This is a genomic window from Candidatus Poriferisodalis sp. (assembly GCF_965204125.1).
GTDB lineage: Bacteria > Actinomycetota > Acidimicrobiia > Acidimicrobiales > Poriferisodalaceae > Poriferisodalis.
Genome location: NZ_OZ241968.1, coordinates 1454801 through 1468576, shown reverse-complemented (window position 1 = coordinate 1468576; position 13776 = coordinate 1454801). Strand labels below are relative to the sequence as shown.

Annotated in this window: 12 protein-coding genes; all 12 read right to left on the bottom strand. The window is 67.1% G+C overall.

What is annotated here, in order from left to right; all coding sequences use genetic code 11:
• Positions 1–26: 26 nt before the first annotated feature.
• The 12 genes from ACOGXD_RS06940 to ACOGXD_RS06885 all read right to left on the bottom strand — a co-directional run bounded on the left by ACOGXD_RS06940 (position 27) and on the right by ACOGXD_RS06885 (position 13774).
• Positions 27–563, bottom strand: a complete 537-nt coding sequence (locus ACOGXD_RS06940) for a hypothetical protein (RefSeq protein ID WP_419917144.1) — start codon at positions 561–563, stop codon at positions 27–29.
• A gap of 10 nt (positions 564–573) precedes the next feature.
• The gene (acs, locus tag ACOGXD_RS06935) at positions 574–2577 is read right to left on the bottom strand and encodes an acetate--CoA ligase (protein WP_419917143.1); all 2004 of its coding nucleotides are present in this window, start codon (positions 2575–2577) and stop codon (positions 574–576) included.
• A 157-nt stretch (positions 2578–2734) separates the two neighbouring features.
• Positions 2735–3754, bottom strand: coding sequence for an SAM-dependent methyltransferase (locus ACOGXD_RS06930; protein ID WP_419917142.1), 1020 nt, complete (start codon positions 3752–3754; stop codon positions 2735–2737).
• A gap of 109 nt (positions 3755–3863) precedes the next feature.
• Positions 3864–5519 (bottom strand): NADH-quinone oxidoreductase subunit N, encoded by a 1656-nt coding sequence (locus tag ACOGXD_RS06925; RefSeq protein WP_419917141.1) that lies wholly within the window; start codon positions 5517–5519, stop codon positions 3864–3866.
• A gap of 2 nt (positions 5520–5521) precedes the next feature.
• A complete protein-coding gene (locus ACOGXD_RS06920; RefSeq protein ID WP_419917140.1) occupies positions 5522–7084 on the bottom strand; it encodes a complex I subunit 4 family protein in 1563 nt (520 codons plus the stop codon).
• A 55-nt stretch (positions 7085–7139) separates the two neighbouring features.
• Positions 7140–9383 carry an NADH-quinone oxidoreductase subunit L gene (gene nuoL, locus ACOGXD_RS06915; protein ID WP_419917139.1) on the bottom strand — a complete coding sequence of 748 codons (2244 nt, stop codon included), beginning with the start codon at positions 9381–9383 and terminating at the stop codon, positions 7140–7142.
• Between the two features lie 10 nt (positions 9384–9393).
• Complete coding sequence (gene nuoK, locus ACOGXD_RS06910; protein ID WP_419854811.1) at positions 9394–9693, bottom strand: NADH-quinone oxidoreductase subunit NuoK; 300 nt, start codon at positions 9691–9693, stop codon at positions 9394–9396.
• Between the two features lie 16 nt (positions 9694–9709).
• On the bottom strand, positions 9710–10204 hold the full coding sequence (locus ACOGXD_RS06905) for an NADH-quinone oxidoreductase subunit J (RefSeq protein ID WP_419917138.1): 495 nt from the start codon (positions 10202–10204) through the stop codon (positions 9710–9712).
• 8 nt (positions 10205–10212) lie between these two features.
• Positions 10213–10833: a 4Fe-4S binding protein gene (locus ACOGXD_RS06900; RefSeq protein WP_419917137.1), complete on the bottom strand. Its 621-nt coding sequence runs from the start codon at positions 10831–10833 to the stop codon at positions 10213–10215.
• Positions 10834–11862, bottom strand: a complete 1029-nt coding sequence (gene nuoH, locus ACOGXD_RS06895; RefSeq protein ID WP_419917136.1) for an NADH-quinone oxidoreductase subunit NuoH — start codon at positions 11860–11862, stop codon at positions 10834–10836. It lies immediately after the preceding gene.
• A complete protein-coding gene (locus ACOGXD_RS06890; protein WP_323671381.1) occupies positions 11859–13043 on the bottom strand; it encodes an NADH-quinone oxidoreductase subunit D 1 in 1185 nt (394 codons plus the stop codon). The genes nuoH and ACOGXD_RS06890 overlap by 4 nt, the downstream gene beginning before the upstream one ends.
• The gene (locus tag ACOGXD_RS06885; protein WP_419917135.1) at positions 13040–13774 is read right to left on the bottom strand and encodes an NADH-quinone oxidoreductase subunit C; all 735 of its coding nucleotides are present in this window, start codon (positions 13772–13774) and stop codon (positions 13040–13042) included. Before ACOGXD_RS06885 ends, ACOGXD_RS06890 begins: the two co-directional genes overlap by 4 nt.
• Positions 13775–13776 lie beyond the last annotated feature (2 nt).

Sequence of the window (13776 nt, the reverse complement as noted above, 5' to 3'; positions counted from 1 at the left end):
TCAGGTCCGGAGTCATCACGGCGGGGCTAGTGGGGGTGGTAGCCGCTGTCGATGTAGAGCGTGGGCAGGTCGAGGTCGCGGTACATGCGGACATTGCGCATGTCGTCGTCGATGGCAAGGCGCGGCGTGTAGCCGCACTGCAGCAACGCTTGGGTCTGCTCGCCCTTGAACAGCGGCGACGGCTGGAAGTCGCCCATCGGGCGCATGATGAGCAGGTCCCAGCGGACCTTGTGCTTGACGAGCCAGTCGAGGGTGGCGCCCGACACCCACGTCGGCCGTGAGGTGAGCGCCACCACCACCAGCTCGGGATTCAGCAGAACGAGCAGCTCGAAGACCTCGTCGAGCACGTCGTCGTCGCCCACGTCGGCGAAGAACGAGTCCCAGTCGCGCCACGGGCCGTCGAGGTGATGCTGGCGGTGAGCGGCATCGGCCAGCACGCCATCGATGTCGACGATTACACAGTCGCCCGGCGGCACCGGCCCATCCCGCCACCACCAGTACGCCGGCCAGTCGCCCTCGGAAACCGACGCGGCAAAGGCTCGCCTGTGCCTCGGACCGTTCACCATTTCCAGCTCAGTCTTCGCTGGGGGCTTCGGCTGCGCGGGTGCGGATCTCCTCCACCACGCCGGCGTCGGCCAGTGTGGTGGTGTCGCCGAGCTGGCGTCCTTCGGCCACGTCGCGCAGCAGGCGGCGCATGATCTTGCCTGAGCGGGTCTTGGGCAGGTCCGGCACCAGCACCACCGCTTTGGGCCGTGCGATAGCGCCGAGCTTGGTCGCGACGTGCTGGCGCACTTCGGCGCGCAGCTCGTCGGTGGCGTCGTGGCCGCCGCGCAGGATCACGTAGCCCACGATGGCCTGGCCGGTGGTGGCGTCGGTGGCGCCCACCACCGCTGCCTCGGCTACCGACGGGTGGTCGACCAGCGCCGACTCCACCTCGGTGGTGGAGATGCGGTGGCCCGACACGTTCATCACGTCGTCGACCCGGCCGAGCAGCCACAGGTAGCCGTCGTCGTCGAGCTTGGCGCCGTCGCCGGCGAAGTAGCGGCCTTCGTACGTGCTCCAGTAGGTCTCGCGGTAGCGCTCGGGATCGCCCCAGATGCCGCGCAGCATCGACGGCCATGGCTCGGTGATGGTCAGGTAGCCGCCGCCCCGCTCGACTGGGTTGCCGGCGTCGTCCACCAGCTCCACCGTGATGCCCGGCAGCGCATGGGTGGCCGAGCCGGGCTTGGTGGTGGTGACGCCCGGCAGCGGGGTGATCATGTGGCCGCCGGTCTCGGTCTGCCACCACGTGTCCACGATGGGGCAGGTGCCCCCGCCGATGTGGGTGTGGTACCACATCCAGGCCTCGGGGTTGATGGGCTCGCCGACCGTGCCGAGCACCCGCAGGCTGGACAGGTCGTGCCGCTCGACCTCGCCCGCACCCCATTTCATGAACGTGCGGATGGCAGTGGGGGCGGTGTAGAGCTGGGTCACGCCGTAGCGCTCGATGATGTCCCACAGCCGGTCCTTGGGCCAGCTCGCCCGGTCGCCGTCGCGGAATTCGGGGCGCGGGGTGTCGGGCGTGCCCTCGTACATCACCGACGAGGCGCCGTTGGCGAGCGGTCCGTACACGATGTAACTGTGGCCGGTCACCCAGCCGATGTCGGCCGCACACCAGAAGACGTCAACGTCGGGCTTGAGGTCGAACACGTAGCGGTGCGTGAAGGCCACCTGGGTGAGGTAGCCGCCGGTGGTGTGCATGATGCCCTTGGGCTTGGCCGTGGTGCCCGAGGTGTACAGCAGGTACAGCAGATCTTCAGAGTCCATGTGCTCAGGCGGGCAGTCAGCCGACGCGCCGTCCATCAGGTCGTGGTACCAGTGATCGACGCTGTCGTTCCAGGCGACGTCCTGGCCGGTTCGCCGCACGACCACCACGTTCTCGATGGTGGAGGTTGCCTCGACTGAGGCGTCGGCGGTGTCCTTCAGACCGAACGGCTCGCCGCGCCGGTAGCCGCCGTCGGCGGTGATGAGCAGCTTGGCGGATGCGTCGTCGATGCGGTCCGACAGCGAGTCGGCCGAGAACCCGCCGAACACCACCGAGTGGGCCGCGCCGATGCGGGCACACGCCAGCATCGCCACCGGCAGCTCGGGGATCATCGGCATGTAGATGCACACGCGGTCGCCCCGCTGCACGCCAAGGCCTTTCAGCACGTTGGCGAACTGGCACACCTCGTCGAGCAGGTCGGCGTAGGTGATGGTGCGGGTGTCGCCGGGCTCGCCCTCCCACCAGTAGGCCACCTTGTCGCCGCGGCCGGCCTCGACGTGACGGTCGAGGCAGTTGTACGACACGTTGAGCGTGCCACCCAGGAACCACCTCGCGAACGGCAGGTCCCATTCGAGCACGGTGTGGAAGTCGGTGAACCAGGTGACGTGCTCGCGGGCCTGGCGAGCCCAGAACGCCAGCCGGTCGGCGGCTGCTTCATCGTACAGCGACCGGTCTGAGGTCAGCGCCGCCGAGCGGAAGTTCTCCGCGGGCTCGAAGACACGGTCTTCGACGTAGTAATCCTCGATCGTCGCCTCGGTGCTCGTGTCAGCCATCGGTGCCCCTGTCTCGTCGTGCTGCCGGTGTGCGAGTACGGATCGTGCCAGCGTCGCGTGCGAGGCCCGATCCTGCCCAGCCAGATTCGCAGAGTAGTGGGCGACCGCTCAGCGTCCCGCTGGCGTGCCGGCTCGGGAGCAATGCCGCTGCCAGCCCTCAGCCGGCGTGCCATTCGGCCGCCCAGAAGGCGCCCATGCCGTCGGGGTCGGTGAGCGCGGCTGCTTCGTCGAGCAGCGCCCGGGCTGCAAGCGCCTCAGCCGTCGGTTTGGATCGCTTCCGCTGCCAAAGTGCCCGCGCGTCCGCCGTGAACGAATCGACGCCGGCGGCGGCAAGCCATTCGGCCTGAGTGCTCAACGTGGCACCCGGCGGCATCTGGTCGAACGCAACATCACAGGTGATGTCCGCCGTGCCTGGGGCGTCGAGCGGGTCATGCCCTCGGCGTTGGGACCGGTAGGTGCGCAGCCACTCGCTCTGCGGACGCTGTGCCAGCTCGGCCGTGCGGCTCACGCCGTAGTCGAACGTCAGCAGCCGACCGCGTTCAAGCGAACGCAGAGCCCGGCGGACCCAGACGGCAGCTTTCAACTGCAGCGGCACACGCGCACCCGGTGCGGCGTCAGGGGCCATCACCTCAGCCATCGCCGCCGCATCGGCCGGCCCATCCCACAGCACTTCGACCGCGCCTTCGGGCGCAACATGCACTTCCTGCCAACCGGTCTCCGAGCGTTCCAGCAGGCGGAATGGCAGGTTGTCGAGCAGCTCGTTGGCGAGCACGACGCCCACGAGCGGGCCAGCGGGGAGATCCGACGCTGCACGGACGCGTTCCGACTCACCGGCATCGGCGATCCGGGCGAGCGCGTCGTCTCGCTGCCAGTCCACTCGCTCGACCATCACGTACCGCACGGCATCGCGGCATGCCACAACATGCGCGAGCACATCGCGGCACAGCGTCCCGCAGCCGGCGCCGCCCTCGATCACTACGAACTGGTCGGGCTGGCCCAGCTCATCCCACGTGCGGTCCAGGTAGCCGGCGACGCACCGAGCGAACAGCGTGCCCAGCTCGGGCGAAGTCGCAAAATCACCGCCCCGAGCCGCCGGTCGTCCCCCGCGCACGTAGAAACCCGAAGCGCCATACAGCGCCTCCTCCATGAACTCGTCAAAACGGCGGACCTTAGGCACGCTTCTCGCCGCCTCGATCACGTCGCTGCGGCCAGCGATTCAACAGGTCGCTTGCCGATGGACCTGAACCGCTCACACTGAATGCCGGGACCATGCGCCCGGCCAGTGCTCAGCCGCCGAAGTGGAATGTTGCGACTTCGCCGAAGTGACTCACCAGGCCCGGGAGGACGCCGAACGCCACGCTGGCGATTGCAGTGATCGCCAGCGCTGCGGCCAGTGCTCCGGTCATGGGGATCTTGCCCGGGGTGAAGCGCACCATGGTGGCCTGCCGAGTCTCGGTGGCCAACCATGCGTCGCCGTGCTCGTCCTGCTCGGCGGTCGCAGCGGCGGCATCGAGCTCGTCGCCGTCGTCGCCCCCAGAGTCGACGCCCAGTGTGACCATCTCGGGCACCGGCTGGAACCACATCTGCACCAGCACCCGGGCGTAGTAGCCGAACGCGATCACCGCGTTGACGGCCACGATGACGGCGAGCACCCAACCGGCGGGCGTACCCGCACCGGCGAGGGCCCAGAAGACAACGAGTTTGGCGAACCAACCACTCGCCGGCGGTATGCCGGCCAGCGCCGCCAGGAACAGCGTCATCAGCACTGCCATTCCCGGCGCGTAGCTGAACAGCCCGCCGTAGCTCGAGATCTCGCCTGAGCGGGTCCGCCGCGACACTGCCAGCACCACGCTGAACGCGCCCAGGTTCATGAAGGCATAGATGACGGCATACACGACAATCGCGAAGTAGGGCGTCGTGGTGATGTCGGTGCCAGGAATGTTCCAGGCGGCGTCCTCGAAGGCCACGGCGAAGGGCGCCAGCATGAAGCCGCCCTGCGCCACACCCGAGTAGGCCAGCATCCTCACGATGTTCGTCTGGCGCAGCGCGATCAAGTTGCCGACGGTCATCGTCACTGCGGCCAGCACCCAGAAGAACGGCTGCACCACATCGGCAGCCCCCTCGAAGGCCACGAACACCAGCCCCAGCAGCGCCACAAAACCCGCTGCCTTCGACGCCACCGACAGGAACGCCGTCACCGGCGTCGGGGCACCCTCGTAGGTGTCGGGCGCCCACGTGTGGAACGGCACGGCCGACACCTTGAAGGCAAAGCCGATCAGCACGAACAGGATCGCCACGATGACGATCGGGCTCGCGCCCTCCCCCGTCAGCGCAGCGGCAATGGTGCCGAAATCGGTGTCGCCGGCCACGCCGAACACCAGCGACATGCCGTAGAGCATCACCGCCGAGGCGAACACCCCCATCAGGTAGTACTTCAAGCCCGCTTCGTTGGAACGAGGCCCGCCCTTGCGCCAGGCGGCCAGCATGTACGCCGGGATCGACAGCAGCTCCAGCGCCACGAACACGCTCACGAGGTCGCGCGAGCTGGCCATCATCACCATGCCCAGCAGCGAGGTCAGCAGCAGCGTGTAGTACTCGTTCTCGTAATAGTCGCCCTCGCGCACGTAGTCGACCGACATGAGCACGACCACGTAGCCGACCAGGATGAACAGCGCCTTGAGCACCAGCGAGAAGTCGTCCACCACGTAGGCCCCGCCGAACATGGGCCGCTCGGCGCCGTCCACCGCCAGCGTCAGGATCGGCACCAGCGTGACCAGCAAACCGATGCCGGTCAGCGTCGGCATTATCCGCTTGGCCTTGTCGTCGAGAGCGATGTCGGCGACGGTCACCAACGTGCCCACTGCCAGCAGGGTCAATTCGGGCGCGAGCGCGTGCCAGTCGAGATCCGGCCGCACAAACGCGAGAAGAGCCCCGAGGTTCATGCTCAGCCCCCGCCCACAGCTGTGCTGATGCTCTCGGCGATACCGATGGATACGTCATCGACCACGCCGAAGATCAGCCCGGGGACCCAGCCGAAGAGCACCATCGCGATGATGAGCGGCGTCCACGCGGCCCACTCGTAGCGGTTCACATCGGCGATCGTGTGGCCTTCCCATTCGGGCTTGGGCTCGCCGAACGCGCTGCGCTGGAACAGCCACAGCAGGTAGCCCGCAGCGAACACCGTGCCCACCGCGGCGATCACCATGTAGGTGCGGAAGGTCTCCTCGGACAGGCCTGCGCCGGGGCTGTAGGCCGACAGGATCGCCGGGAACTCGCCCCAGAAGCCCGCCAGACCCGGCAGGCCCAGCGACGCCATCGCAGAGATCGCCAGGATCCAGCCCATGCGCGGCGCCGACTTCAGCAGGCCGCCCAGCCGGCTGATCTCGAGCGTGTGGTAGCGCTCCTTCACCGAGCCGGCCAGGAAGAACAGCATCCCGGTGATGATCCCGTGGGCCACCATGCCGAACACGGCGGCATTGATGCCGATCGGGGTCAGCGTGGCGATGCCCAGCATCACGAAGCCCATGTGCGCCACCGAGCTGAAGGCGATGAGGCGTTTCATGTCGGTCTGCGCCAGGCAGCCCAAGGCGCCGTAGATGATGCCGATCACCGCCAGCAGGCCGATCCACGGCGCCCACGCCGCAGCGCCTTCGGGCAGGAACGGCAGGGCGATCCGCACGAAGCCGTAGGTGCCGAGCTTCAGCAGGATGGCCGCCAGGATCACCGAGCCCACGGTGGGCGCCTCGGTGTGCGCGTCGGGCAGCCACGTATGGAACGGGAACATCGGCACCTTGATGCCGAAGCCCATGAAGAGGCCGGCGAAGATGATCGCCTGGGTGCCCCGGGCCAGATCGCCGCCGGCGGCGTCTTTGAGGACCTGCATGTCGAACGTGTTCAACGCGGTCCCGGCTTTGTTCGTGGCCACGAAGTACAGCGCCACGAAGCTGACGATCATCAGCGCCGAGCCGAACAGCGTGAACAGGAAGAACTTCAGCGAGGCGTAGCGACGGTTCTCGCCGCCCCACACGCCGATCATGAAGTACATCGGCAGCAGCACGACTTCGAAGAAGACGAAGAACAAGATGAGGTCCTGCGCCACGAAGGTGCCGTTCATGCCCGATGCCAGGATCAGCATCAGGATCAGGAAGGCCTTGGCGTTGCCCGGCTCGGGGATGTGCTCCCACGAATAGATCACGCACAGCGGGATGATCACCATCGACAGGATCAGCAGCGGCAGCGACAGCCCGTCGAGTCCCAGGATGTAGTCGGCGTTGATCGCGTCGATCCAGCCCTTGTGCACGCCGAACTGCAGCTCGCCCGCCCTGCCATAGTCGAAGGCGAACAGCAGGTACACGCCGACCGCGAGCGACGCCAGCGAGGCACCCAGCGCGATCGTCTTCAGCTCGAGTTCGCGAGCGCGCGGTACCGCCATCATCACGAGCGCGCCGACGGCCGGCAGGAACACCGCGAGCGTCAGCGCCCAAGCGTCGAATCCAGTTGCGTCCACTAGGAAGCTCCCTCTCGGTTACGACTCTGTCTGTTTGCCTGCGTCATCTCACTGCTCACAGCACGATCACGAACACGATGGCGACCACGGCCGCGGTGCCGAACAGCAACGAGCCGTAGTTCTGGACCTTGCCGGTCTGCATCACCCGCAGACCCTGACCGCCGGCATCGGCACCGCTGCCGAGCGCATTGACGGTGTTGTCGATGGTGCCCTGGTCGATCCAGCGGTACACCCAGCGGCCGCTGTCGCGTGCCCCCTCGCCGGCACGGTTGACCACCAAGTCGATCACGTTGTCGTTGAACCAGTTCGCGGCCCGGGCGATGGGCCTCTTGATCGAGCCCACCACGATGTCGGTGTAGAGGTGGTCGAGGTAGTACTTCTGCTCGAGGAAGGTGTACCCCGCCTTGGCGTAGCGGTTCCGCTCGGTGAGCCCGTGCGGCCCGGCGTTGCGCCAGAAGTACATGAACGTGACGGCGATGCCGGTCAGTGCCAGCCCGAGGCCCACGAGCGCCAGCCAGAACGACGGGTCGGGGTGCGACAGCCCGACCGCATTCAGGTAGTGGGTGGGCTCGGCGTAGGTCTGCACCAGATGAGCGAGGCCTTCGAGACCGAAGATCTCCATCACCGGCGTCGGCAGGTTGAACACACCGGCCACCACTGCCATGACCGCCAGGATCCACAGCGGCACGGTCATCACCTTGGGCGACTCGTGCGGGTGGCCGTGGCCCCGGTACTCGCCCCAGAACGTGTACCAGATCACCCGGGTCATATACGCGGCGGTGAGCAGCGCCACCACGCAGCCGAACACCAGCATGAGCGGGTACTTGCCGAGGAACAGGAACGAGCCGGCACCGTCCTGGCCCGCGTGTGCCCCGAGCAGGATCTCGTCCTTCGACCAGAAACCGGCGAAGGGGAAAATGCCGGCCAGCGCCAGCGTCGAGATCACGAACGTCTTGTACGTGTGCGGCATGTGCTTGCGCAGGCCGCCCATCTCCCGCATGTCGAAGGTGTGATGTGCGGCGTGGCTGACCGAGCCGGCCCCCAGGAAGAGGCAGGCCTTGAAGAAGGCGTGCGTGAACAGGTGGAACATGGCGGCGGTCCAAGCGCCCACGCCCAGCGCCATCACCATGTAGCCGAGCTGGCTGACCGTGCTGTAGGCCAGCACTTTCTTGATGTCCCACTGGGCGAAGGCCAGCCCGGCGCCGATCAGCGCAGTGAAGCCGCCGATGAACGCCATCAGGTTGATCGACGAGGTGCCGATGGAGAATCCCTCGAAGAAGACCGGGTACAGCCGGCCGATCATGAACACGCCCGCCACGACCATCGTCGCTGCATGGATCAGCGCGGAGACCGGGGTGGGCCCGGCCATCGCGTCGGGCAGCCAGGTGTGCAGCGGGAACTGGCCCGACTTGGAGCACACTGCCGCCATCAGCGCGATCGACGCGATGAGCATGGCGAAGTGGACTTCGCTGCCCATCTCGCCGACCATCCGGTTGATGGTGTCGATGTCGAACGTCTTGAAGGTGCCGAACAGGATGATGACCCCGACCAGCAGGCCGATGTCGCCGACGCGGTTCGTCAGGAAGGCCTTCACCGCCGCGTCGGTGTTGGGGCGTTCCTCCCACCAGTGCCCGATGAGCACGAAGCTGCACACGCCCACCAACTCCCAGCCCACGATCATCTGGACCAGGTTCTGGGCCATGACGAAGAAGAGCATCGAGGCGGTGAACAGGCTCAGGAAGGCGTAGTAGTGGACGAATCGCCGGTCGCCCTTCACGTACTCGCTGGAATAGATGTGTACGAGCAACGAGATCGACGTGACCACGATCAGCAGCAGCACCGTCTGGCCGTCCACCAGCGTTCCCACGGCGAAGTCGACGCCGCTGCTCGACCACCAGCCGTCGACCTCGGAGATGACCGGCTCGGTGGTGGCGTAGCCGCCCCCGTCGCCGCCGTGGCCGTCGTCTTCGGCGGCGAGATACAGCTCGCCGTCGAGCCCTCCGGCGCTTGAAGCGCTCAGCCCCTCGTTGACGGCTATCTGGGCGTGCTCGGCGTCGTCGTACTTCGACGACGTGCTGTCTTCCACCCGGGTGATCCACGACACTGCCGCGATCATCGAGAGCACCCACACGATGCCCACCGCGGTGATGCCCACCTTGTGGACCCGCTCGGCGCCGATGACGCTGCGTCCGAACAGCAGGATGACGAGGAACGAGACCGCCGGGATCAGCGGGATGAGGAACGCGTTGCGCAGGTACGACTCAAGGTCGAAGACGTTGTCGAGGATCCAAGTCCACATACGCGCGCGCTCAGCCCTTCATCAGGTCGAACTCGTCGACCGCGATCGACTTGCGGTTCCGATACAGCAGCAGCACGATGGCCAGGCCCACGCCGACCTCGGCCGCTGCGACCGCGATGATGAACAGGGCGAAGACCTGCCCCGACACCACGTCGTGCTGCAGCCCGAACGCCACCAGGTTGAGGTTGACGGCGTTCAGCATCAGCTCGATCGACATCAGCACCATCACGCCGTTGCGGCGCGCCAGCACGCCATAGACGCCGACTGCAAACAGCAGCGCACCGAGCAGCAGAAACTGGTTCAGCAACATGAACTCAACCCCCGCCTCAGTCCCTGCGCGCCAGCACGACGGCGCCGATCAGTGCGGCCAGCAGCAGCACCGAGACGGCTTCGAACGGGATGATGTATTGGGAGAAGACCGAGTCGGACACGTCAGCCGTGCGGAACACCGTGTTGTCGGTGGCCAGCGAGTCGGTGCCGAAGCGGTCGATGAGGGCATACACGGTGATGCCGCCCAAGGCCAGCGCCGACAGCGCGGCTACCGGCCAGGTGGCCCCGGTCATCTGGGGTATTCGCCCGATCGGCGCCCGGGTGAGCATGATGCCGAACAGGAACAGCACCATCACGGCGCCGATGTAGACGAGCACTTGCGTGGTGGCAATGAACTCGGCGGTGAGCAGCACGTAGTTGGCTGCGAGGCCGCCCAGCACGGCCACCAGGAACAGGGCTGCGTGCACGATGTTGCGCGTCGTCACCATCCCGAGCGCGGCCGCCACGGTGATGGCCGCGATGATGCCGAAGGCGATGTTCTGCGCAACCATCGGGCGTCCTAGCTCCCCGCTCCGAGCTTCTGCGCGGGCGCTGCGTCGTCGGCTTCGAGCTTCCGCGCCGGCGCGAAGTCGTCAGTGCCGAAGTCGGGAACCTTGCGCACCTTCTGCTCCGAGCCAGGCTCGTACTCGAGAAATTCCGGCACGGTCTCCATCCACTCGCTGAGCCGGATCCGGTCGTGCAGAAGATCGGCGATGTGGGGTTCGGAGTACTCGTACTCGGGCGACCAGAACAGCGCGTCGAACGGGCACACCTCCACGCAGATGCCGCAGTACATGCACAGCGCGTAGTCGATGTCGAACCGGTCGACCACATTGACCGAGCGGACCGCACCGCCGGCGCGCCGGGGCGGGGCCTTCACCTTGTGGCCCTCGATGTAGATGCACCAGTCGGGGCAGGAGCGAGAGCACAGCATGCAGGCCGTGCAGTTCTCCTCGTGCAGGGCGATCACGCCCCGGGCGCGGTCGGGCGGGGCTTCCTTCTCGTGCGGGTACTGCACGGTCACCGAGCCCTGCTGGGGAGCAGGGATAAGCGTGCGGATGCCCCGCTTGGGGAACAGCGTGCGCATCGCGGTGCGCGCCGTCACGCCGAGGCCTTTCAGCAGTCCGGGAAGTTGTGGCATCTACAGCACCACCTTGAAGATTCCGGTCACGACGATGTTCGCGAGCGACAGCGGGATGAGCACCTTCCAGGCGAACTTCTGGAGCTGGTCTTCGCGCAGGCGGGGGTAGGTGAAGCGGATCCAGAAGATGATGAAGGCCACCACCAGGATCTTCACGAGCATCACGACCGGGCCGAGCACGTTGAGCACCGGCGCGTTGAAGTCGAAGCCGGGGATCCACCAGCCGCCCAGGAACATCACGGTGGCGAGTGCCGAGAAGGCGAACGCCGTGGCCACTTCGGCCATGAAGAACAGCAGGAAGCGGAAGCCCGTGTATTCCACGTGGAAGCCGCCCACGAGCTCGGTCTCAGCCACGGGCATGTCGAACGGCGTCTGGGTCAGCTCGGCTTGGGCGGAGATCATGAAGATCAGAAAGCCGATGAACTGCGTCAGGATGAACGGGTTGCCGATGAGGCCGAAGCCGAAGATCTCGCCTTCGGCCTGCGCCCGCACGATCTCCTGCAAGTTGAGCGAGTCGGCCTGGATGACCACGCCCATGACGGCGAGGATCAGCGGCAACTCGTATGCGATGAGCTGGCCAGCCGCGCGCAGGCCGCCGAGCAAGGCGTACTTGTTGGCCGACGCCCAGCCCGCCATCAGCACGCCCAGCACCGACAGCGACGAGACCGCCATCGCGTAGAAGATCCCCGTGTCGAGGTTCTCCACCACCGCGTCGGGGCCGGTGGGCAGCACCACGAAGAGCAGGAACGACGAGGCCAGCACCACCACCGGGGCTGCCCGGAAGACTCGCCGGTCGGCGGCGGCGGGGTGGATGTCTTCCTTCTGCAGGAACTTCACCGCGTCGGCGATGAGCTGCAGCGTGCCGTAGGGGCCGACGTCCTGGGGGCCGAGCCGGCTCTGCATGAACGCCATCATCTTGAGCAGGAACAGGTAGCCCAGCATGAGCGCGGCCGTGGGGATGACGATGAGCGCCACGCCCAGCTTGATGCTGGTCTCGGCCCAGTACGCCAGGCCCAGTGCCGCGCTCACCGGTCGATGTCCCCGAGGATGAAGTACAGCGAGCCGAGGATGGTGATGATGTCGGGCACGTACGTGCCCCGCATCACCCACGGCACCACCGAGATGTTGCTGAAGCTGGGCGTGCGGATCTTCACCCGGAATGGCCCCAGACCGCCCTTGGACACCACGTAGTAGCCCATCTCGCCCAGCGGGTTCTCGGTGGAGACGTACGCCTCGCCGGCGGGCACCTTGATGATGCGCGGCACCTTGGCCATGATCGGGCCGGAGGGGATGCCGTCGAGCAGCTGGTCGACGATCTTGGTGGCCTCGCGGGTCTCCTGCAGGCGCACCCAGTAGCGGGCGAACGAGTCGCCGTCGGGATGGGTCCAGACCCGCCAGTCGACCTGGTCCCAGGCGAGGCCCGGGTTGGCATCGCGGCGCAGGTCCCAGTCGACCCCGCTGGCGCGGAGGTTGGCGCCCGACAGGCCGTAGCTGAGCGCCACGTCGCCCGGGATCACGCCCACGCTGCGACAGCGAGTCTGGAAGATCTCGTTGCCCATGAGCAGGTCTTCCATCTCGTCGCAGAAGCCGCGCATCTTGGCCATGACGGCGTGCGTCTCGGCGATCCAGCCGCGGGGGATGTCGTCTTTCAGGCCGCCGATGCGGTCGAAGTTGGGGTGGAATCGGCCGCCGGTGACTTCCTCGATCTGGTTGAGCACCCGCTCGCGGTCGCGGAAGGCGAAGAACACCGGGGTCAGCGCGCCCACCTGCACGCCCATGTCGCCGAGGAACAGCGACACGTTCGCGATGCGGCTCAGCTCGAACAGGATGGTGCGGATCCACTGCGCACGGGGCGGGGCCTCCACGCCCATCAGCTGCTCGGCCGCCAGGATGAACGGCACCTCGTTGGCGAAGCTGCCCAGCCAGTCGATGCGGTTGATCAGCGTGGTGCACTGGGGGTAGGTGCGGACCTCGCAGAGCTTCTCGTAGCCGCGGTGCATGTAGCCCATGAGGGGCTCGGCGGAGATGACCTGCTCGCCGTCGAGCTGGCAGGCGATGCGCAGCGTGCCGTGGGTGGCAGGGTGCTGCGGGCCGATGTTGAGCGTCATGTCGCCGGTGTCGAGCTCGACATTGACGCGGGCGTCGGCGGCCTGCGCCGCCACGTAGGCCTGCTGCTCCCGCAGCGCCGATGCCGTCGGCGGGGGGCTCATGCGCCCGCTCCCGACGCTTCGAATTCGGCCATCACCTCAGCCTCGAGCTGGGCTTCGAGCTCGGGCGGGATCTCCTCGATGTCGACCACGCCGGGCCACGGCTTGACCGCACGAGCCAGCAAGGGGAAGTCCTTGCGCAGCGGGTGGCCCTCAAACTCGGTGGGCAGGTAGATGTGCTCCAGGTTCGGATGGCCGTCGAAGACGAGGCCGAACATCTCGTGGGCCTCTCGCTCGTGCCAGTCGGCCCCGGAGAAGATGTCGATGATCGACGGCACCGATGCGGGAGCGCCGTCGGCCTCGGGCACGTCAGCCTTGATGAGCACGGCGGCGTGTCGGGCCGGCGAATGCAGTTGCGCAAGCAATTGGAAGCGGGTCTCGCCGCCCCCGAGCCGCACGGTCTCCTCGGCCGTGGCGCTGGATGCTTCGTCGTCTTCCTCGCCGACGCCGGCAGCATCGAATTCGGTGTCCTCGTAGCGGCCCTCGGGCGCATCGGTCCAGTCGATGGCCGACAGGAAGCCGAAGTAGGCGAAGCCTGCATCGCGCAGCGCTGCCATCGCGGCATGCCACTGCTCGATGTCGATGCGCAGCCAGAGGTTCTGGCCGGCTTCCACGTGGGATTCGACCACCGCATCGCCGAGCAGCTCGGACAGTTCGGCGGCGAGCGCTTCACGCGCCTCGTCGCCGGGCGCTGCTGCGTCGTCTGTCTGCTCGTCGCCGGTGCCGTCGGCCATGG

Bases quoted from the DNA above. Each gene is read 5' to 3' on its own strand.
- acs (WP_419917143.1), bottom strand. From the start codon at position 2,577: ATGGCTGACACGAGCACCGAGGCGACGATCGAGGATTACTACGTCGAA.
- ACOGXD_RS06925 (WP_419917141.1), bottom strand. From the start codon at position 5,519: ATGAACCTCGGGGCTCTTCTCGCGTTTGTGCGGCCGGATCTCGACTGG.
- nuoL (WP_419917139.1), bottom strand. From the start codon at position 9,383: ATGTGGACTTGGATCCTCGACAACGTCTTCGACCTTGAGTCGTACCTG.
- nuoK (WP_419854811.1), bottom strand. From the start codon at position 9,693: ATGTTGCTGAACCAGTTTCTGCTGCTCGGTGCGCTGCTGTTTGCAGTC.
- ACOGXD_RS06905 (WP_419917138.1), bottom strand. From the start codon at position 10,204: ATGGTTGCGCAGAACATCGCCTTCGGCATCATCGCGGCCATCACCGTG.
- ACOGXD_RS06900 (WP_419917137.1), bottom strand. From the start codon at position 10,833: ATGCCACAACTTCCCGGACTGCTGAAAGGCCTCGGCGTGACGGCGCGC.
- ACOGXD_RS06890 (WP_323671381.1), bottom strand. From the start codon at position 13,043: ATGAGCCCCCCGCCGACGGCATCGGCGCTGCGGGAGCAGCAGGCCTAC.
- ACOGXD_RS06885 (WP_419917135.1), bottom strand. From the start codon at position 13,774: ATGGCCGACGGCACCGGCGACGAGCAGACAGACGACGCAGCAGCGCCC.